At 58.7% G+C, this 19662-nt stretch carries 17 protein-coding genes and 1 riboswitch; of the genes, 13 read left to right on the top strand and 4 right to left on the bottom strand.

Translation table 11 applies throughout. The features are described 5' to 3' along the window. Positions 1 to 2 precede the first annotated feature (2 nt). Positions 3 to 494: a nodulation efficiency, NfeD-like protein gene (locus tag NH395_RS12210; RefSeq protein WP_253025160.1), complete on the bottom strand. Its 492-nt coding sequence runs from the start codon at positions 492 to 494 to the stop codon at positions 3 to 5. 158 nt (positions 495 to 652) lie between these two features. On the opposite strand from NH395_RS12210, the gene NH395_RS12205 reads away from it, so the two are divergent. Then, positions 653 to 1369, top strand: coding sequence for a trimeric intracellular cation channel family protein (locus tag NH395_RS12205; RefSeq protein WP_253025158.1), 717 nt, complete (start codon positions 653 to 655; stop codon positions 1367 to 1369). Here NH395_RS12205 and NH395_RS12200 read toward each other — a convergent pair. Further along, on the bottom strand, positions 1366 to 4332 hold the full coding sequence (locus tag NH395_RS12200) for a hypothetical protein (protein ID WP_253025156.1): 2967 nt from the start codon (positions 4330 to 4332) through the stop codon (positions 1366 to 1368). The genes NH395_RS12205 and NH395_RS12200 overlap by 4 nt on opposite strands. A gap of 107 nt (positions 4333 to 4439) precedes the next feature. Between NH395_RS12200 and NH395_RS12195 the strand changes: the two genes are divergently transcribed. The 5 genes from NH395_RS12195 (at position 4440) to NH395_RS12175 (ending at position 9851) form a co-directional block, all read left to right on the top strand. Then, positions 4440 to 5150, top strand: coding sequence for a DUF3581 family protein (locus NH395_RS12195; protein ID WP_253025154.1), 711 nt, complete (start codon positions 4440 to 4442; stop codon positions 5148 to 5150). A gap of 140 nt (positions 5151 to 5290) precedes the next feature. Then, a complete protein-coding gene (locus NH395_RS12190) occupies positions 5291 to 6274 on the top strand; it encodes a TRAP transporter substrate-binding protein (protein WP_253025152.1) in 984 nt (327 codons plus the stop codon). 49 nt (positions 6275 to 6323) lie between these two features. Continuing rightward, positions 6324 to 6887, top strand: coding sequence for a TRAP transporter small permease subunit (locus tag NH395_RS12185; protein ID WP_253025150.1), 564 nt, complete (start codon positions 6324 to 6326; stop codon positions 6885 to 6887). 13 nt (positions 6888 to 6900) lie between these two features. Further along, a complete protein-coding gene (locus NH395_RS12180; protein ID WP_253025148.1) occupies positions 6901 to 8166 on the top strand; it encodes a TRAP transporter large permease in 1266 nt (421 codons plus the stop codon). Between the two features lie 185 nt (positions 8167 to 8351). Then, entirely contained in the window at positions 8352 to 9851 is a 1500-nt protein-coding gene (locus NH395_RS12175; protein ID WP_253025146.1) for a CoA-acylating methylmalonate-semialdehyde dehydrogenase, read from the top strand. Between the two features lie 62 nt (positions 9852 to 9913). Here NH395_RS12175 and NH395_RS12170 read toward each other — a convergent pair whose 3' ends face one another. Further along, positions 9914 to 10606, bottom strand: coding sequence for a hypothetical protein (locus tag NH395_RS12170; protein ID WP_253025144.1), 693 nt, complete (start codon positions 10604 to 10606; stop codon positions 9914 to 9916). A 203-nt stretch (positions 10607 to 10809) separates the two neighbouring features. After that, positions 10810 to 10912, top strand: a riboswitch (TPP riboswitch). Here NH395_RS12170 and NH395_RS12165 point away from each other — a divergent pair. The 5 genes from NH395_RS12165 to NH395_RS12145 all read left to right on the top strand — a co-directional run bounded on the left by NH395_RS12165 (position 10902) and on the right by NH395_RS12145 (position 17132). Next, the gene (locus NH395_RS12165) at positions 10902 to 12296 is read left to right on the top strand and encodes a sodium:solute symporter (protein ID WP_253025142.1); all 1395 of its coding nucleotides are present in this window, start codon (positions 10902 to 10904) and stop codon (positions 12294 to 12296) included. It overlaps the preceding riboswitch by 11 nt. Positions 12297 to 12343: 47 nt before the next feature. Continuing rightward, on the top strand, positions 12344 to 13759 hold the full coding sequence (locus NH395_RS12160) for a diguanylate cyclase (protein WP_253025140.1): 1416 nt from the start codon (positions 12344 to 12346) through the stop codon (positions 13757 to 13759). Positions 13760 to 13802: 43 nt separating this feature from the next. After that, positions 13803 to 14771, top strand: coding sequence for a magnesium transporter CorA family protein (locus NH395_RS12155; RefSeq protein ID WP_253025137.1), 969 nt, complete (start codon positions 13803 to 13805; stop codon positions 14769 to 14771). A gap of 99 nt (positions 14772 to 14870) precedes the next feature. Then, positions 14871 to 16040, top strand: a complete 1170-nt coding sequence (locus tag NH395_RS12150; protein ID WP_253025135.1) for a zinc-binding dehydrogenase — start codon at positions 14871 to 14873, stop codon at positions 16038 to 16040. 18 nt (positions 16041 to 16058) lie between these two features. Then, complete coding sequence (locus NH395_RS12145; protein ID WP_253025133.1) at positions 16059 to 17132, top strand: proline racemase family protein; 1074 nt, start codon at positions 16059 to 16061, stop codon at positions 17130 to 17132. Here NH395_RS12145 and NH395_RS12140 read toward each other — a convergent pair. Further along, positions 17093 to 17305 carry a DUF1289 domain-containing protein gene (locus NH395_RS12140; RefSeq protein ID WP_234346855.1) on the bottom strand — a complete coding sequence of 71 codons (213 nt, stop codon included), beginning with the start codon at positions 17303 to 17305 and terminating at the stop codon, positions 17093 to 17095. The two genes, NH395_RS12145 and NH395_RS12140, sit on opposite strands and share 40 nt — an antisense overlap. Positions 17306 to 17435: 130 nt before the next feature. On the opposite strand from NH395_RS12140, the gene NH395_RS12135 reads away from it, so the two are divergent. Together NH395_RS12135 and NH395_RS12130 are read left to right on the top strand one after the other, a co-directional pair. After that, positions 17436 to 18047, top strand: a complete 612-nt coding sequence (locus NH395_RS12135; protein WP_253025131.1) for a flavin reductase family protein — start codon at positions 17436 to 17438, stop codon at positions 18045 to 18047. A gap of 263 nt (positions 18048 to 18310) precedes the next feature. Next, entirely contained in the window at positions 18311 to 19465 is a 1155-nt protein-coding gene (locus NH395_RS12130) for an ABC transporter substrate-binding protein (protein WP_253025129.1), read from the top strand. The last annotated feature ends 197 nt before the right edge of the window (positions 19466 to 19662 follow it).

The raw sequence follows: 19662 nt of genomic DNA, 5'->3' as shown, positions 1-19662 counted from the left end.
TTTTATAACTCCTTGCGTTGGGAAGTATCGTCCTGACGATCGGTGTCGGTGGAGGCGAGGCTAACGAGAGCTGTTGTGCCGTCAAAGCGTTTAAACAGCACTGGCGTGCCTTGGGGTAGGTCGGTATCACCGCTTTCCAATACCTGTAATCGATAAAAATCACCGTTGACCTTGATGCCGGCAGCGTTATCGAAGTCGCGTTTCAATGTGGTGTAGTGGTTGCCCTTCTCAACCCCGGTGCCGGTGGTGCCGTAGTGTACGCCCTTGGGTGAGAAGTGCGGGCGAATGACCATCACCCCCAGAGGCACCAGCACACCGGAAAATATTCCCATGCTGATCAACTGCCAGGTTAGCGTCAGGCCAAGCGCTGTGACCGCTGCCGTGAACGCTGCGGCCACTCCCAGGGCAAGCAGCAACATCGCGCCAGAGGTTAGCTCCGCCAAGCTCAGTAGAAGGGCGAGTACCAACCAGCTATAAGCAGGGTTCCAGTCCATGGGCACTCCGTTGTCAATCGATAAAGGTATTACGACGACAGCCTAACCTAATGTGTCTTAACACGCCTATCATAGGCGTTTTTATATTCGTGTTAGGCCCGGCAAGGCGGGTGCTATTCTGCCCGCATTGAAGGGCCGTGGATAAAAAGGAGCATCTTGTGTCGGGTATCGTTTATTGGTTGGATATGGCGGGGGTGATCGTCTTCGCCCTGTCCGGTGTTGTCCTGGCATGCCGCTCGCGGATGGATCCATTCGGTATGCTGGTGTTGGCAGCTGTGACGGGGATAGGTGGCGGTACGCTGCGCGACTTGGTGTTGGGGGTGAGGCCGGTGTTCTGGGTGGCTGACCCAACCTATCTGTGGGTAATTTTTTCCACCGTGTGCGCCGCGCTGGTGGGGTTTCACTATATTCACCGGCTGTCACGGGGCTTTTTGCCGATTGCGGACGCCTTTGGCCTGGCGTTATTTACCGTGATTGGCGCTCACAAAGCGCTATTGTTGGGGACATCCGGCGTTGTGGCGGTGCTGATGGGCATGATGACAGGGGTGGCGGGTGGCATGATTCGCGATGTGCTGGCCCAGCGTGTCCCCATGGTGCTGCGCGAGGAAGTCTACGCCACGGCGGCGATGGCGGGTGGCACTGCATACGTGGTGCTAGATGCCCTGCAAGCGCCGCTGCCCCTGACCATTGCCGCCTCGTTGACTGTGACGCTGGGATTGCGAATCGCGGCGATTCACTGGCACTTGGCGCTGCCGGTATTTGCCTGGGTGACCCTACCCCCGAAAACTGCCGATGATTCGGCCGCTCCCCTTTCCACGCCGCAAAAAGCCAAACAGCGGGTCAGGATGATTCGCCGTGAGCGAAATCGCCGTTAAGGCCTGGGAAAACGCTTTGCCTCCCGCCAGCGGTCGAACCAGCGCCTGGGTTGCAGGACTTTCAGCTCAGGCTCGCTGTCGATCAGCTCGACACCTGTTCCCAGGGCGCCGATACGGGCATATAGCGCGCCGTTAGCCTGTTTCTCGGCCAGGGTGAGATCGGCAAGCAGCAGAAGGGGCCCGCCGGTTAGCGTCAGGTCGTAAAGACGAATGCGCTCGCCGTCGATCTGCAGCCGCGCGTCACCGTTGATGTCGTGGACGTTCAGCAATCTGCCTAACCAGCCGCTTTCCCGGGCGCGCGCCAAGAAGAGCCGGGCCAGTAAACCGGTATCACGCATGCCAAGGCGGAGTTGACTGGTCAGGCTGATAGGGTCGCGCCATTCGAGTACTGCGTCGTCAAGGCTCAATTGAACCCACCACCCGGCATCCTGCGTGCCTTCTTCGCTCTGTCGAAACACGTTTTCCAGACGCAGGAATGAGTCGTCGGCGTTAAAGCGCCGTGCTTCCAGATCACCTTTGTCGAGTTGCAGATTCAGTTCGACATCGCCCCTGATACGTTGGTCGAGCAACGCCAGGTCGGCACCAAAGGCGCGCAGGTTGATCTCGCCCTCAGCGGTCAGGCCCTCCAGTAGCCATTCGCTGGTCAGGCTTGCTTGGCCCCCGAGCAGGCGAATGCCTGCTTCTTCGGGGAGATAGTGGTTATAACGGGTGAAGTCAGGAACCTGGGTAATGGGCAGCGCAATACGCGTGGTGAAGAAGGCAGGCTCGGGGGCTGCCAGCACCTCGCTGAAACGTTCGGTCTGGGTCGTCAGGGCAAAGTGGCGACCTTCCAAGTGGGGCCGGTCGTCGTCCCGGCGCGTGAGCGTAAAGTGCGGTATGCCCAGCGAAAGCTGGGCGTGCTCGGCGCTATCCAATTGAGCCGTCAACTCGCCGCGGCCCGTGGCCAGATAGTCCAGAAAACCGACCTCCAGCTGGTTGGCGTTGATCCTCAGGCGGGTGGGCGCCAGCAGGCGGTCATTGCGGAATGCCCCTTGAGCAAATAGCTGGCCGTTACCTGCGATTTTTAATCCGTGGGCCTCGGGCAGGAAAGCATTCAAAAAGCCCAGCTGTTGTACGCTGCCCTCCATGGAAAACTCACCGCTAATGCGACTGGCGTCAGCGATCCTCTCTCGCTTGAAACGGCCTTCATTGAGTACCAGGGTACTCTGTAACGTCTCAGAGGGAGCGTCCGTATCCGCAACTTGCCAACGCAAGCGTGATCCGCTGATGTCCAGCGCGGAGCCGTCGAGCGCTGCCCGACGCATCGCCAGGCTGAGCTGGGCGCTGCTTTCCAGCGTGCCGTCCTCTTCGCCGTGCTGCCAGCGCGTGGTCAACTGCTCCCCGGATAAATAGATCTCGCCGCTCATCTCCTCTGTCGTGAGCGCCAGTTGGCCGTTGCTGTTGGCTTGACCGTCAAGCAACTGCAGCGGGCCGGGGTCGGGTAATATTGCGCCCAGGTAGGGTTGCAGCACGCTGATGTCCGGCAGGCGGGCAGATTGCCAGGCCAGCCGGGCGGTGGCGTCTTCCCGGGCTTGCACAGGGTCAATCGGGCTGCGCGCGTTGAGGGTGATCGCGGCATCCGCCAGCAGCGTTTGCTCATGGTGGCGCAGGGTCCCATCAATGAACGTAAGTGTCGCATCGATGACCTCGTCGGGGGTTAGCTGTGCCGTCAGGGAACCGCTTCCCATGGCGTTGAAATCCAGCAGTTCCGTGGCCAGTTCGGGTGCCTGAATCGACAACGAGGCACGGTGAGGCTGGGCATCACGTAGCGTTACGGTGGCGTCGACTTGACCCTTCCCGGCCAGGCGAACACCCTGACCGTCAAAGGTATCTGCCAGGTAGCGGTCAAGCATATCCAGTCGGGTCACCTGGCCTTGTAGCTCAAGGGTGGCGCTCGTCGGTAGGTCCAACTGGTCCAAGCGCTGGTTGGGAATGCCGGTCATCAGGCCTAGTTGGGTATCGTCAGCGTAAGGATGGCTGTCAGCCAACACCACGTTGTTTAACTGAGTGGAAAAGGTCAGCGTATTGTCCTGTGCTGCCAGACGAACGCGCCCTTCGCCGACGGCGGTATGAAGCGGCGGAGAAGAGTCGGGAGTCATCCAGCGCGGTGAGTCACTGGCATCGGGCGTCAGGCGTTGCTCATCCACCGATAGGCGTAAGGCCGACGCCACCAGGGTGAGCTGGCTACCGTGCTGTAACTTGCCAGCATCAAGCGCAAGCTTGCCCGTCAGTGCGCCGCTGCCATCAAGCGTTAACCAGGGCAGTGCTTTCAGATAGGGCATGAAGACGTCCCACGCGTCGGCCTGGGCATTGATGGTCAGCTGTGCTGAAAGAGCGCCAAGCAGGCTGGCGATAAGCTCATCGCGGGGGACCTGTGCGGTGGTTACGCTTTCCAGGTTGGCACTGGCGGCTAACCTGATATCGTGCGCCAGGGTGGCTTGGTCGCCTAGCCGTACCAAACGCCCTTGGTTGATATCCAGCGATACATGGGGCACGGCCAAGGCATCACGGCTGAACTGAGTGTCCTTTATCTGGAGTTGGCCCTCGGCTTCAAGCGCAATAGCGCCAACGGTCAGGCGGCGGAGCCCACTGGCCTCCAGCGCCTTGATATGCAATTCGCCGCGCAGCAGGTCGAGCAAGGACAGCGAAAGGGTGGCTTGTCGGGCGTCAACGGTGACGGGCATCCGATCGTCTTCACGGGCGAGGTAGAGATTCTCGACCTCCCAGCGTCCAGGGTGCAGGCTTTGGGCATTTGACCAGCGCACCTCGACACCTTCGATCTTTGAGAGCTGCTGCGGCAACCATTGGCTATTGAGCAGCCAGGCACTACCGAGTAGCCAGATGAGCGCCACTGTCAAAACGCCTACCAGGGTGATGAGCAGAATGTGTGAAAGACGTTTTGACCTGGGACGCTGATTTGGCATACGGCTTCCTTGCAGATGACTCCTGCTGATCGACGTTTTATGGCATTATGCGCGTCGTAAGCCCACCTTCGACTTTTGATTTCAACGCTGAGCAGACAACCTACGCCATGTTCAAGGAATTTTACACGCAGCGCGGAGAGTATGTGGTGATCTCCGCTGAGCAGGCCAGCCGCTTCGCTAAGGGCGTCGCAGGTGACTATAACCCGATCCATAATCCGGATGCGCGGCGTTTCTGTGTGCCGGGGGATCTACTTTTTGCGCTGGTATTGGCAAAGTTTGGTTTGTCGCGGCACATGGAGTTTCGTTTTACCAGCATGGTGGGGGCCGATACCCCGCTTGTGTTCAGCGAATCTGAAAATGGTGAGCTGCACGTATACGATGAAGACGGTAAATGTTACCTACAGGTTAAACGGCGCGGGGACTGGACCGACGACGCCTCGGTGATAGAAGCCTTTGCTCGCTGTTACGTGGCATTTTCGGGCAAGAACTTTCCTCACTACCTCAAGCCGCTGATGGAGGAGCACGGGGTGATGTTCAACCCCAAGCGCCCCCTGGTGATCTACGACAGCATGGGGTTCTCGCTTTCGCGCCTGAACGCTGTGTCGCCTGGGTTGACGCTCAGCCATTCGTCGTTGGATGTGCAGGGAAAGCGCGCCGACGCCCTGCTTGAGTTTGCCATTGAGTCAGCAGGTGAATCGGTGGGGGTTGGCTCCAAAAAGCTGGTTGTCAGCGGGCTGTGCCCCTATGATGCGGATGAAATGGCGGCGATTGTGGATGAGTTTTATCGGCTCAAGGCGGCCTACCTTGCGTCAGTCTGAACGGGGTTAATCGGAACGGCCTGGCCGGATGCGACGTTGGTGGTGATAGCTGCCCTCAACGCTTGGTGTAGGGTATTCTTAGCCTCATTCATCATAATGCGGTCCTGCGAAGCGACCGCGCCAATGACAAGAGGCGAGTTATGAATCACTGCAAACGGTTGACCCTTGCACTTACTGCCACCGCGTTGGCCGTAACGTCCTTCAATGCCCAGGCGCGTGATTTTCGTTTAGGCCTGATCACCCCCGCCCAGCACCTTTGGTCAACCGAAGCGGAAGCCTTTGCCGAAACGCTGAATGAGCGCTCTGATGGCGAGCATAGCGTGTCGGTTTTTCCTGCCCAGCAGTTGGGTAATGAAGCGCAGATGGTCCAGCAGTTGCAAAGCGGCGCGCTGGACATGGCGTTCCTGACCATTGCCGAAATCTCCAATCGGATTCCCGACTTCGGTGCGCTTTATGCGCCTTATCTGGTTGATGACGTCAACCACGCCGCCCGCTTGCTGCGTTCGGACGCCGCCGGCGAGCTCCTCGACCTGATGCCGGAAGGTGTCGGTCTGGTCGGTGTCGGTTACGGTATGGTGGGCATGCGCCAGGTGCTCAGCCGTGACCCCATCGAGAGCGCCGATGACCTGGAAGGTCAGCGCCTGCGGATCACCCCCTTCGAGCCGATTCGTGATTTCTATACCGCCACCGGTGCAGCCCCTGCGCCCATGCCGTTGTTGGAAGTGTACGACGCTCTGGCCAACGGCCAGGTAGACGCCATCGACATGGATTTCGATTCCATCCTGATTCTCAAATTCTACGAACAGGCCGATAACCTGCTGATTTCCAATCACATGATGTTCCCCATGGTGGGAGTGGTGTCGGGTCGCGTATGGCGAGAGCTATCCGAGGAAGATCGTGAACTGATCGACACGACCATGGCGGAGCATCTGGAGAACGTGCTGGTAGGCTTTGAAGAAAAAGACGCTGCTCAGGAAGAAGAGATCCGCGCCCTGGATATCAACATCGTCGAAGCGGATGCCGAATTCTTCTCAGACGCGATAGCCGAGTGGGAAGCTATCTGGGCACCCAAGGCACCGATGCTGGAAACCCTGCGCGAAGAAGCCGAGCGTCTGCGCGAGTAACCCGCTGACAAGTCAACCACTCGACCACTGACGAGGATTCTCCACGATCATGTTGCAACGCCTTTCCTCGGGGCTTGCCCGCTTTGAAGAGACCGCCGCTGCCGCCCTGGCTGCGGCGGTGACGTGTTTGATCCTGATCAATATCGTCTTTCGTGTGCTGGGTAACCCGCTTTACTGGATAAGCGAGCTATCGATTTACGCCATGATCTGGATGACGTTTTTGATTGCGGGTGCGGTGTTCAAGCGTCGCCAGGGAGTGGCAGTGACCTTGTTGAGCGATGGGCTGCCCCGTGTCGGACGACAACTGATAGGCCTCTGGGTCGACGTCATGGTGCTGGTATTTGCCCTGCTACTCGTTTGGCTTTGCTGGCGCTGGTATCAGCCATTCACGCTTGCTCGATTAGGCTTCGACACGGGGGCGTTTCAGGGGCAGACCTTCAACTTCATTTACGCCGAGAACACCTCGACGCTGGGCGTGAAAAAGTTCTGGGTATGGCTGATCGTGCCGTGGTTTGCGCTATCCCTCAGCCTGCATGGGCTGGCCAACGTCTGGCAGTCGGTCACCCAGTGGCGCCACCCTGGCGATGAGCCGACGGTCGAAACACTGCCATGAGGTGGGCGCGCTTATGACCATTGCCGTATTTTTACTGTTACTACTGAGTGCTGTCCCGATTGCCCTGGTGCTCGCACTGACGGCGATGGTGTACATCTACGTGTCGGGCAATAGCGTGCTGTTCGAGTCTTATCCGCAGCAATTATTCAGCGCCATCGAGAGCTATGGGTTGCTGGCGATCCCGCTATTCATGCTGGCCGGCGAGCTGATGAACGAAGGCGGTCTCACCAGGCGTTTGATCGCCCTGGCACGAATTCTGGTGGGCGGTTTCCGCGGAGGTCTTGCGTATATCAACCTGGTGGCCAACATGATGATGGCGGCCATTATCGGCTCGGCAGCGTCGCAAATCGCGATCATGTCCCGGGCCATGGTGCCCGCCATGGAAGAAGAGGGCTACGATACGCCTTACAGCGCGGCGATTACCGCGGCAGGTGGACTGCTATCGCCGATTATTCCGCCCTCGATGCTGTTCGTGCTGTTTGGGGTGATGGCTCAGGTGCCTATCGCCGAGATGTTTATTGCCGGATTGCTGCCGGGGTTATTGCTGGGAGGGAGTTTCTTCGTCGTGATCGCGCTGGTCGGGCTGGTGCAGCAATACCCCAAGGGCCAGTGGCCCAGTCGCCGTCAGGCAGCGCACGATGCACTTTGGGGACTGCCAGCACTGCTGATTCCGGTCATCATCATTGGTGGCATTTTATTGGGCATTGCCACGCCCACCGAGTCGGCGGCGCTGGCCTCGCTTGTGGCCTTGATCATGGGGCGTTTTGTGTATGGCGAGCTGCGCCTGGTTCAAATGCCTCAGGTGCTCAAGCGCACGGCGGTCAACGCCGGTTTGGTCATCATGCTGATTGCTGCCGCCGGGGTGTTTGGCTGGGTGGTGATCTACGAGCAGTTGCCGCAAATGGCGGCCGAGTGGATCGCCGCCCTCACGACCGACCCCTTTGTGTTTCTGCTGATGATGATTGGCGCATTACTGCTGGTGGGCATGGTCATCGACGGCATCGCCGCGCTGATTCTGGTGGTGCCTATCCTGATGCCGATTGCCGAGACGCAATTTGCCATCAGTCCTTATCAGTTTGGCGTCGTGGTATGTCTGACCCTGGTATTGGGGTTGTTAACGCCGCCTGTGGGGGCCGGGCTGTTTATTGCCTCATCCATGACCGGCGCTCCGCCGCTGAAAATCTTCCGTGCCCTGCTGCCGTTTTTGCTGGCGACATTGGTCACCCTGGTCTTGCTAGCCTGGATTCCCTGGCTCACCAACGCCTTGATTCAGCGTTAACCAACGCGTGTTAGACATGGTCTCCATCCTTTACTTTCCTGGTGGCTAATCCATGCATCGGACAGGTAAAGGCTTGTCCCCCTGGAAGGGCTAATTGACGCCGCCCGATAGATTCTGTTTACTCTTGCGTTAGCTCGTTTACGTTTACGTAAACTTTCTAATACAACGACAACAGGAGCAACGCCATGCCCATTCGCAATATCCCCATGTTTATCGATGGCCAGCCGGTCACGTCCCAGAGCCAGGAGTGGCGTGATGTGGTGAATCCAGCCACCCAGGAAGTCGTTGCCAGGGTGCCTTTCTGCACCGCCGACGAAGTCGAGCGCGCCATTGCCAGTGCCGCAACGGCTTTCAAGGAGTGGCGCAAGGTTCCCCTGGGTAAACGCATGCGCATCATGCTCAAGCTTCAGGCGCTGATTCGCGAGCACACACCTGAACTGGCGGCGCTGATTACAGAAGAGCACGGTAAAACCCTGCCGGATGCTGAAGGCGAGGTTGGGCGCGGGCTGGAGGTGGTCGAGCATGCCTGCTCCATTACCTCGCTACAGCTTGGCGAGCTGGCCAATAATGCCGCCAACGAGGTCGATGTCTACACCATGCACCATCCGCTGGGCGTCGGGGCGGGCATTACCGCCTTCAATTTCCCGATCATGCTGCCTTGCTTCATGTTCCCGCTGGCCATTGCCACCGGCAATACGTTTGTCCTGAAGCCCTCGGAGCAGGATCCCAGCTCGACCATGCGACTGGTGGAGCTTGCCCATGAGGCAGGCATTCCGGCGGGCGTATTGAATGTGGTTCACGGCGGCCCCGAAGTGGCGAACCAGATTGCCGATCACCCGTCGATCAAGGCGCTGTCGTTCATTGGCTCATCCCACGTAGGCTCGCTGCTGTATAACCGCGCCGCCGCGGCGGGTAAACGCATGCAGGCGATGATGGGCGCCAAGAACCATTGCGTGGTCATGCCCGACGCCAATCGCAGCCAGGCCATCGACAGCCTGCTGGGCTCGGCATTTGGGGCGGCCGGGCAGCGCTGCATGGCCAACTCGGTGGTGGTGCTGGTGGGCGAAGCCCGTGAATGGTTAGACGATATTGTGAAAGGCGCTCGTGGCATGAAGGTCGGGCCTGGCACTCAGCGCGATGCTGACCTGGGCCCGCTGGTATCCCCCCAGGCCAAGGAACGTGTCGAACGCTTGATTGGCGCAGGCGAGAAAGAGGGCGCCAAACTAATGGTCGACGGCCGCGGTTGCTCGGTTGATGGCTTTCCGGACGGTAATTTTGTGGGGCCGACACTGTTTTCCGACGTGACGGCCGACATGACCATCTACCGTGAAGAGATCTTTGGCCCGGTACTCTGCGTGGTCAACGTGGAGACGCTGGACGACGCGGTCGCATTCATCAATGCCAACCCCAACGGCAACGGCACCTCTATCTTTACCAACTCGGGCTGGGTGGCACGGCGCTTTGAAAACGATATTGACGTGGGCCAGATCGGTATCAACGTACCGATCCCTGTGCCGGTTGCCTATTTCAGCTTTACCGGCTCGCGAGGCTCAAAGCTCGGCGACCTGGGGCCTAACGGTAAGCAGGCGATTGCCTTCTGGACACAGACCAAGACGGTGACCGCCCGCTGGTTTGAGCCCGAAAACGTCTCCAGCGGGATCAACAGCACCATTTCGCTTGGCTGATGTCACTCGCCGGGTGGTAGCTTCCTCGGCCTGAAGGGGCCGAGGGAGCGTCAATGCGAGGACTAAAAATCCTGAAACAGCGGTAAGCTTTCTTCCAGCAGCCGTTCAATCGGATCAAGCTGACTTTCGTGCAGCACCAGCATCGAGGGCTCTGAGGCAAAATGCTTGCCGGTCGGCACCAGCAGCGCAAACTCACCTTCTTCAAGATGAAATTCGTGCATCTCACGTAGTCCATCAGCGGTATAGCACTGCGTACAGCGGTATGCTTCGTCCTCGCCGTATACCAGGCGGTGGTACATCTTGAACAGCGTATAGAGGGCCAAACCGCCTTCAAAAGCAGGCCAACGGGCCGGGATCGTGCGCGTTTCTTCATCCAGCGTTTGCCCGTCTGCCTCGGCATTGGCGATCGCATCGTCAAGTGGGGCTTCCAGCAGGGCGTCTTCATCGGCGGGGAAGGCAACGTTGTCTTTTGAAGCCTGGGTGAAGTCCTTTACGGCGCGTTTGAAGTCGGCCACGGTCTTAATGGCGTAGTCGACATGCTGCAAATCAGCTGGCTCAAAGCTACCATTTTCCCAGCCGTGTATGACACGCAGCGTCATCAAGCCGCGCTCCATGGGGCGTGCCAGCAGCAAATACAGCGCAATATGCAGATGCAGTTGCCGCTCGTCGGTATCGTTTTCAAACGCATTGTAAGGGTCAGCAAACAATGCATGTAGCCTGCCCGGCGTATGTTCCTTGGCTTCTGTATAGCGCATTAGAGATTTCCCTTTGAGCGAACCGTGTCGCTCCAGGCGCACGGTTTCTATAACGTTATTAGATTACCTACTGAGTATGGCCAGCGGTGACGCGGATTAAAAGCCCTGGGGCGCAGGGGCTTGCGCGTAATGGCATATACTCGCCACTTTACGCTGGTGCGATTCTCGTTGAGAATAATACCTGTTCATAAAGTTCTTTCACACACTGTCGCCAGGGGAGCCTCCAAGAGGCTGAGAGTGCGCTTGCGCTAACCCTGGAACCTGATCCGGATGATACCGGCGGAGGAAGCGCGACATGCCCTACCTGACATCCGCTGCGCTGGCCGCGGCACTCGGTATTTTTATCATACTTGGCCTGCGGGCTCGCTGGGCCGGTGGCACGGTCGATGATTACATTACAGCTCGCAATTCCCAGTCCGGGGCGACCCTCGGGTTATCGTTTCTTGCCTCCGGGATGGGCGCATGGATCCTGTTTGCGCCGCCGGAAATCGGCGCCTTCGTTGGCCCAGTGGCCCTTTCTGGTTATGCCATCGGTTCCGCGCTGCCGTTTATCGTACTCGGTCTTTACGGACCGGCCATTCGCCGCGCGTTGCCCGAAGGTAGAAGCATCGCCGAGTTTGCCCAGGCGTGCTACGGCACCAGCGTGCGCCGCTGGGTGTCACTGGTGTCGGTGGCCTACATGGCTTGCTTTTTGGCCGCAGAGCTGACGGCCATTGGGGCGATTACCGCATTACTCTCCGATGTGCCGCCTGCTCTGGTTGTTCTTGGCGTCGCCTTGAGCACGCTTGCCTATACCGTGCTCGGCGGGCTGAGGGCGAGCCTTGCCACCGACCGCTGGCAGGCCTGGCTGTTGATCGCTCTGCTGCTGATCGTCAGCAGTGTTGCCTTCACCTATTTACCCACCCTGCCAGAGGCATCGTCGATGCCGAGCGCCCCGCTGGGCGACGCACTGAGTGTGGCGGTGACACTGGTCATTGCCGTCACGGCGGCGAACCTTTTCCATCAGGGTTACTGGCAGCGGGTGTGGGCCGCGCAGGATTCACGCAGCCTGGGCCTAGGTGCCTGGCTGGGGGGTGGGTTGACCGTCGCTGTAGTGATGGTGATCGGCGGCCTGGGGATGCTTGCTGCGATGAGTGGCGTGGCGCTGGGTGAACCGCCTATCCCGTTTTTTGCTCTCCTGGGCAGCGCACCGTCGTGGCTCGCCCTGCTGGCCCTGGTGCTGGCGGTGACACTGGTGGCATCCAGTGTCGATACGCTGCAGAACGCGATTGCCTCGCTGATCGTCTCCCAGCATGAGCAGCGGGGCAGGTCGCTGACCACGGCCCGCTGGTGGACGGTCGCGCTGATGGTGCCGGTGGTAATCATCGGCCTGCAGGGTCTTTCCGTACTGCGACTATTCCTGATCGCGGACTTGCTGTGTGCCGCGATCGTGGTACCGGTATTGCTGGGGTTATGGAGACGGATGTCCACCGCGGCGGCGATCGGCGGCGGCATTGCAGGGCTATTAGGCGCGGTGTTACCCGGCTGGATCGCCAGCGGCAGTCTTGCAGCGGGGCTCATGGCGGCGACCTTCCCTGCGGGTATTCCCACCCTGGGGCCTTTCCTTGGTGCGCTATTGGCTTCTTCACTGGTGAGTATCGGCTGGGCGAAAGTGGTCGGTCACCGGGCGTCTTGGGCAAAGCATGGCTGATCACGTTATGATGGTAAGTTATCGTCTACCATCATGGGCCACAGTCAATGAACTACCCTATTCTTCCCGACGAAGAAGCTCGGCTGGCGGCGCTTTACGAATTGGCGCTGCTGGATACGCCGGAAGAACCCGCATTCGATCGGGTGACCCGCCTGGTCACCCAGTTACTGAATGTGCCCACCTCGACCGTCACGCTGATTGATGCAAAACGCCAGTGGATAAAGTCACGGGTGGGGACGGAGCTGAGTGAAACGTCCCGTGACGTGGCCTTCTGCGCCCATACCATTGCGGAAACCACGCCGCTGGTGGTCGAGGATACACTCGAGGACCCGCGCTTTGCGGATAATCCGCTGGTGACCCAGCCTGACGGGGTGCGTTTTTACGCGGGTATTCCGCTGCGCACGTCAAAGGGGTTGGCGTTGGGGTCGCTGTGTGCTGTGGATACAAGGCCACGTCAGCTTAGCGACGCCGAGCTTAATGCGCTTAAGGACCTTGGGGCGATTGTTACCGATGAAATTCACCTGCGCGAGCACTTTCTGTTTGAAAAACAGCGTCGGGAAGCGTCCCAGTCATCCCTCGAAGCGCTGCATCTGGATCTCGAAAACCAGATTGAGCGGCGCACTCGGGAACTGAACCTGGTGATCGAGTCGGCCTATGACGCCTACATCAGCATTGACGATAATGACATAGTGCTTGACTGGAATCGCGCCGCGACAACGATGTTTGGCTGGACGCGCAGGGAAGCGCTGGCGCGTCCCATTCAGCAGCTGATTTTCCCTGATGGCGTGCCGGAAGGCGATCAGCAGACGCCCTTCAACTACTACGCCGCGCGTCGTGATGGCAGCTCGTTGCCGGTGGAAATACGCATCAAGTCGCTCGATATTGAGGGACGCAATCAGCGTAGCCTTTTTCTCCACGATGTTACCGAGCGCATACAGCTTGAGCGTCTGCGCGACCTGGAAGCCCGTGAAGACGCCCTTACCCAACTGCCCAACAGGCGGGCCCTGGATGAACGGTTGCCAGAGGCGATGGCGCGCACCCGGCGCCAGCAGACCGCGCTCGCCGTGCTGTTCATGGATCTCGATGGCTTCAAGGCGGTCAACGACATGCATGGCCATGCGGCCGGTGACGAGTTGCTGCGTGAAATCGCCAAACGTCTAGGCGCCGCCGTACGCGAAACCGACTATGTCGCCCGCTGGGCCGGAGATGAGTTTGTCGTGCTGCTGGAAAACATCGCCCTCGATGCCGCCGAGCGGCTTGCCCGGCAGTTGGTTGATACCCTCGAACAGCCGGTACAGTTGCAGGAGGCGAAGGTGCATGTCAGTGCCAGCATTGGCGTGGCGCTGTATAAGCCAGACGTAAGCGAAACGGCGCTTGAATTGCTCAAGCGCGCCGATGTTGCCATGTACAACGCCAAACACGCCGGTAAAGCACAGGTCTATATGGCAGACGCGCCAGAGTGAACATGCCTACCAAAACGTCATCCGTTAACCTTCAAGGACGATCATGATTCGGACACTGCTAACCACTCCCGAGGGGGACGTACACGAAGGCGACGAACAGCTCATCGATCTGTGGCGACAAACGCCGGGCAGTCATATCTGGCTGGATATGCAGGGCGAAAGCCAGGCCGTCGAGCAGCGTTTTCTGGAAGACTTCGAATGCCATCCGATGGCGATTCAGGATGCTCAAAAAGAGCGTCATCCACCCAAAATCGAAGAGTTTGAGCACCATACGCTGATCATTTACCGCGGTATTTCCTCGTTCGATGCCCAGTTGAACTTCGTGCCCCAGCAGGTAAGCTTTTTTGTCGGCGAGCGCTTCCTGGTCACCCTGCACCCGGGTGAGGCGTTAAGCATCAAGCGTCTGTTCAACGAGCAGGGCAGTGCACTGCTGGCGCACTCCCCAGAGCACGTGGCATTGCGGGTGATGTACCTGTCGGCCGGGTATTACATCGACAGCCTGCTGGAATTCGAAGTCGCCCTCAGCGATCTGGAAGATGAACTGCTGGATAACGGCAATGATGTCTTGATGCGGCGTATCACCGCCTACCGCTCGCGGCTGGTGAAAATGCGTCGAATCTTCAGCTACCACAAGGGCATTACCCAGGAGCTGACCGCCTACGACTATGCCCACCTGCCGCGGGATAAAAACGACACCCTCCACGCGATTACCGATGTGGAAGAGCGCTTTGAGCGGCTCTATACCCTCACGCAAATGTATTACGATATCTGCGGCGATCTGGTCGATGGCTACATTTCGATTTCATCGCATCAACTGAACATCACCATGCGCGTGCTGACGGTGATTACCGCTATCTTTGTGCCGCTTACCTTCATTGCCGGTGTCTACGGCATGAATTTCGAGTACATTCCCGAGCTTGGCTATCGCTACGGTTATTTCTTTGTCTGGGGAGTGATGCTGGGAATCGGTGGGATGCTGATCTGGCTATTCAAACGCAAACACTGGTTTTGACGCCCTCGGTGGCCTGATGGAGACGGCGCGAAAGTTTGTTATGGTCATCATCAGGCGCAACAGCTTTATCTCTTAGTCAAGTCAAGAGGAGCCCAGTCAATGGCAGACGTGACTGCTCGTTCAACGCCGCCGACCATGGCGGCCATGCTGCTCACCGGGCATGGCGGTATTGAGAAGCTCGAGTACCGTCAGGATATGGCCACCCCCGAACCCCAAGCGGGCGAGGTGCTGGTGCAGGTGACGGCGACGGCGAAGAACAATACCGACCGTAAAGCCCGCGAGGGTCTGTACCCCACCAAGGACAAGGGCGACGTGACCTCCTTTGCCATGGGCGGCGAGCCCACGCTGACGTTCCCACGCATTCAGGGCGCCGATGTGGCGGGCCGTGTCGTGGCGGTAGGCGAGGGCGTTGATACCTCGCGGATCGGTGAGCGGGGGCTTCTGGATTTCAATCTTTATGCCGATGATCGCCGCGATATCAACCTGACCCCGGACTACTATGGCCACGGAGCGGATGGCGGCTATGCCGAGTACATCGCCGTACCGTCCGATCAGTTCCACCACGTGCCCAACCCGGAACTGCACGATGCCGAGCTTGCCGCCATGGGGATGTGCTCCTACCAGACGGCCTACCACATGATGACATCCGCCGGGATCGGCGCCGGAGAGCGCGTGCTGGTCACCGGTGCCAGCGGCGGGGTAGGCACGGCCCTGATTCAGCTTTGCCGGGTGGTCGGCGCGATTCCCTACGCCGTCAGCCAGCCCGATAAAGCCGATGCGTTGATCGCGTTGGGGGCCGAGGCCGTGATTGACCGTGGCGACTTGCCGACCTTTGTCGATCGCGTACTGGCCACCACCGGCGGTCAGCCCATCGACGCGGTGATGGACCTGGTCGGCGGGGAGATGACCAACCTGTTTATCGACACCATGATTGTCGATATGCAGCACCGCAAACGCTACCCGAGGCTTTCCATCGCGGGGGCCAGCGGTGGCAACCTCAGCGAGATCATGTGGACGCGTATCTACCTCTACCAGGTGCAGATCTTTGGGGTTTCCCACGGCACGCGGGAAGAGGCCGAACAGCTCATGGCGTGGATTCGTAGCGGCGAGTTGAAGCCCGTCTTGCATGCCGCCTTCAAGCTGTCCGAACTCCACGACGCCGAGCGCTATTTCGTCAATCGTGGCAGTAACTATCTAGGCAAGATCGTGATCGTCCCGGATAGCCAGTGGGAATCCCATGGCGCTCCGTTTGCCCTTAACGCTTCCTAACCGCAAAGAGTCCGGCGAATGAATACTCAGCATACTATCCAGTTAATGGACACCCACGCGGGAGGCGATGTCAGCCGTATTGTCACGGGGGGCATCGATCATCTCCCGGGCAAGAATGTCCGCGAGCAAATGGAATACCTGCGTGATGATGCCGACGGTCTGCGTCGGCTGTTGCTTGAGGAGCCCTACGGCATTCCCGAGATGTCCGTGGACCTGCTGGTGCCACCCTGCGATCCGGAAGCCGTCGCCGGTTACATCATCATGGAGGTCATGGGCTATCCGATCTATTCGGGGTCCAACACCTTGTGTACCGCCACCGCGGTGCTGGAAAGCGGTATCGTTCCCAAGCAGGAAGGTCTTCAACGCTTCAAGCTCGAAGCCCCCGCGGGTCTGGTACAGGTAGAGGCCCGGGTGCATAACGGCGTGGTGGAGTCGGTCACCTGTGGCGGACTGCCGAGCTATATCGACACCTACCGTGAGACGATCGACGTGCCCGGCATCGGCCCGGTGACCTATTCGGTCGCTTACAGTGGCGGCTTTTATGCCCTGGTGGATGCCGCTGAATTAGGCTTCAAGCTGACGCTGGAAGAAGAGTCGGCGCTCGCGCTGTGCGCGCATAAAATCGTCGAAGCCATCAAGGCGGAGCGCGGTTTTTCCCATTACACCCTGGGGGATGTCGGGCCGCTGCCATTCCTGCATTTCATGGGGCCTGAAGAACAGGTCGCTGAAGGTTATGTACGTTCTCGCTCAACGACCTACGTGCATCCCGGTGTTATTTGCCGCAGCACCACCGGTACGGGGACGTCCGCGCGGCTGGCGCTGATGCATTACGAAGGGCGGCTCAGGCAGGGCGACAAGCTGGAAACCGTATCGCTGCGCGACACCGGCTTTATCGGCACTTTCATCGATACCCACCAGGAAGGCGCTTATCAGGTGGTGGAAAACACCATTACCGGGCGAAGCTATGTGCTGGCCCACTCGGATATCGTGATCAACTGCGATGATCCCTTGGTGAACTGCGGCGAGCTTCACCACATCCTGAGCGACCGCCATCACCCGCCCCGCGCTGAATTACTTTCAGAGACGACATAGCCTTCAGCCTCGATGCGTTCCCACACCGGGGCCTTGTCGGCCTCGGTCATCTGCCCCCAGCGAGCGATTTCATCCAGACGTCGCCCACACCCTTCACAAAGTGATTGGGTTGGCTCAATGCGGCATATCTGACGGCAGGGGGAGAGCGGACGGTCAGGGAGTGATGAAGTCACAGGTATCGTTTTACCTCTTGGCTGTCACAAAACGGTGGTTAAAACTGCCAGAGCCAAGGGTATCATGTCTTCGCGCATTCGCTGGGTGTGGTAGCGTGATGACTTATTTTGTCTGCGATGAGGAAACACCATGCACTATTTGCTCGACGAGACGCCGCTGGAAGTGGGCACCCTGTATCGGCTGCTATCCGGCTCGGTTTGCCCACGCCCGATTGCCTGGGTAGCGACCCAGGACCGCCAGGGCAATGCCAACCTTGCCCCTTTTTCGTTCTTCAATGTGGTCAGCGTCGATCCGCCCGTGCTGGGATTTTCACCGTTACAGAATGGTCAGGGCAGAAGCAAGGATACCGTGCGCAACCTGGAAGAAAATCCCGAATGTGTGGTGCATGTCGGTAGCGAAGCGTTGGTCGAGGCGCTCAATACCACCAGCGCAAGCCTGCCTCCCGGCGAGGATGAGTTTACTCTGGCCGGGCTCGAAAAAGCGGCCATGCCCGGTGTATCGGTCCCCCGCATTGCCAAGGCCCCGATCGCGTTTGGCTGCCGCTTGCGCGACATCATTCGCTTTGGCGACCAGCCCATGTCAGGCAACCTGGTGCTTGCCAACGTGATTTCCCTGCATCTTGATGATGATGTCTGGGACGGTCGACACGTCAGCCTGGAAGTCCTCAACCCAGTGGGTCGACTGGCAGGTAGTGACTATGTTCGCACCACCGACCGTTTCGCGCTGCAGCGCCCCAGCTAAGCTGGCAAAGCTTGACCAGCACCTGCCTAACGAACGTTTGTTTACATACTTTGCGACAATGTTTACTTAGAAATTAAGGATAATTGTCCTTTAGTCCTATATTCTGCGGCCGATAGTAGTGTTGTGCATGTTCACGACGGTTTTCCGGTGGGCATAAATAAAGTTCTATAACACTGTTTTAAAAGCGTTTTTAATTTTTTTTAAAAAGTGCTGAGGCAGCCGTGCTTGGCAATCAAGCGGGCAAGCAGATAAAGGAGGGGGCAATGCGACGATTTTGGATAGCGTTACTGGTGAGTGTGGTGTCAATTTCGACAGCCCACGCGGAACTCAAGTTTGCCATTGTAGCACCTGACAGCGGGCCGGCCGCCTCGCTTGGGCAGGGCATGAAAAAAGGGATCGACACCTACTTCGCTGAAGTCAACGCGTCCGGCGGCGTCAATGGCGAAACGCTGACACTTGCCGCCTTTGACGACCGGTATGACCCGCTCACCGCTGCTCGCCATACCCGCGAAGTGGTTCAGGACGAGGATGTCCTGGCAGCCATCGGCAATGTGGGCACCCCCACCGCGACCGTCACCATCCCGGTTTACAACGAAGCCGAAACGCTGCTGTTTGGCGCTTTTACCGGCGCGGGGGTGCTACGCAAATCGCCACCCGACCGTTACATCATCAACTACCGCGCAAGCTATGTGCAGGAAACCGCCGCCATGGTGGATGGCCTGATAGAGGCGGGCATTGAGCCGCGAGAGATCGCTTTTTTTACCCAAAACGACAGTTTTGGCGACGCGGGCTATAACGGCGCAAAGCAAGCGCTTGAGGCGCAGGGCTTTACCGGCACCGATAACCTGGCCCATGGCCGCTTTTCTCGCGGTACCCGCAATGTCCACCAGGGGCTGGCCACCATACTGCAAGCCGCTGAAACGCCCAAGGCGGTGATTATCGTGGGTACCTATGGTCCCGCCGCCGACTTTATTCGCGAAGCGCGCCAGGATATGCCCGACGCGGTGTTCCTCAACGTGTCCTTCGTCGGCAGTCAGGCGCTGTTGAACGAGCTGGGTGACCAGGCAGACGGGGTGATCGTGACGCAGGTTGTGCCGCCACTGGATTCCGAACTGCCGGTGGTCGACGAATATCGCCAGGCGCTCGATGCGTATGCCGATGGCAGTGAACCCGACTTTGTTTCCCTGGAAGGTTATATAGCGGCAAAACTGTTCGTAGAGGGGGTTAAGGCGGCAGGCGATTCGCCGGATCGAGAAGCCATTGTTGACGGCTTGCTTGGGCTTGGCGAGATCGATATCGGCCTGGAGGAGCCGCTGCATCTGGGGCCTGACGATCACCAGGCCAGTGACAGTGTCTGGCCGACGATTATTGTCGATGGTCAATTTGAGTTAGTCGAGTGGTCAACGCTGCTGCGCTAACGCTCATACCCGCCGCTGTTACGCCATTTACCCTGATACGAGCGAAGCTAGTCCAATGAAAAAAACACTTAGGAGACTCTGAATAAGTCTCCGAAATCAGCGATAATACGGCCATCGTCAACTGCCTAGGATTCATTACCGCATGGATCAGATCACTTTCTCCGAAGCCGAGTACCAGAACAAGAAGCGAAAGACCC

Origin of the sequence: Halomonas sp. Mc5H-6 (assembly GCF_024124705.1) — a bacterium.
Lineage (GTDB): Bacteria > Pseudomonadota > Gammaproteobacteria > Pseudomonadales > Halomonadaceae > Vreelandella > Vreelandella subterranea.
This window is presented reverse-complemented; position numbering and strand designations above follow the sequence as displayed.

Coding starts and splice junctions, on each gene's coding strand:
- NH395_RS12150 (WP_253025135.1), top strand. CDS start 14,871: ATGGCAGACGTGACTGCTCGTTCAACGCCGCCGACCATGGCGGCCATG.
- NH395_RS12170 (WP_253025144.1), bottom strand. CDS start 10,606: ATGCGCTATACAGAAGCCAAGGAACATACGCCGGGCAGGCTACATGCA.
- NH395_RS12155 (WP_253025137.1), top strand. CDS start 13,803: ATGATTCGGACACTGCTAACCACTCCCGAGGGGGACGTACACGAAGGC.
- NH395_RS12175 (WP_253025146.1), top strand. CDS start 8,352: ATGCCCATTCGCAATATCCCCATGTTTATCGATGGCCAGCCGGTCACG.
- NH395_RS12210 (WP_253025160.1), bottom strand. CDS start 494: ATGGACTGGAACCCTGCTTATAGCTGGTTGGTACTCGCCCTTCTACTG.
- NH395_RS12190 (WP_253025152.1), top strand. CDS start 5,291: ATGAATCACTGCAAACGGTTGACCCTTGCACTTACTGCCACCGCGTTG.
- NH395_RS12165 (WP_253025142.1), top strand. CDS start 10,902: ATGCCCTACCTGACATCCGCTGCGCTGGCCGCGGCACTCGGTATTTTT.
- NH395_RS12160 (WP_253025140.1), top strand. CDS start 12,344: ATGAACTACCCTATTCTTCCCGACGAAGAAGCTCGGCTGGCGGCGCTT.
- NH395_RS12135 (WP_253025131.1), top strand. CDS start 17,436: ATGCACTATTTGCTCGACGAGACGCCGCTGGAAGTGGGCACCCTGTAT.
- NH395_RS12130 (WP_253025129.1), top strand. CDS start 18,311: ATGCGACGATTTTGGATAGCGTTACTGGTGAGTGTGGTGTCAATTTCG.
- NH395_RS12185 (WP_253025150.1), top strand. CDS start 6,324: ATGTTGCAACGCCTTTCCTCGGGGCTTGCCCGCTTTGAAGAGACCGCC.
- NH395_RS12195 (WP_253025154.1), top strand. CDS start 4,440: ATGTTCAAGGAATTTTACACGCAGCGCGGAGAGTATGTGGTGATCTCC.
- NH395_RS12180 (WP_253025148.1), top strand. CDS start 6,901: ATGACCATTGCCGTATTTTTACTGTTACTACTGAGTGCTGTCCCGATT.
- NH395_RS12200 (WP_253025156.1), bottom strand. CDS start 4,332: ATGCCAAATCAGCGTCCCAGGTCAAAACGTCTTTCACACATTCTGCTC.
- NH395_RS12145 (WP_253025133.1), top strand. CDS start 16,059: ATGAATACTCAGCATACTATCCAGTTAATGGACACCCACGCGGGAGGC.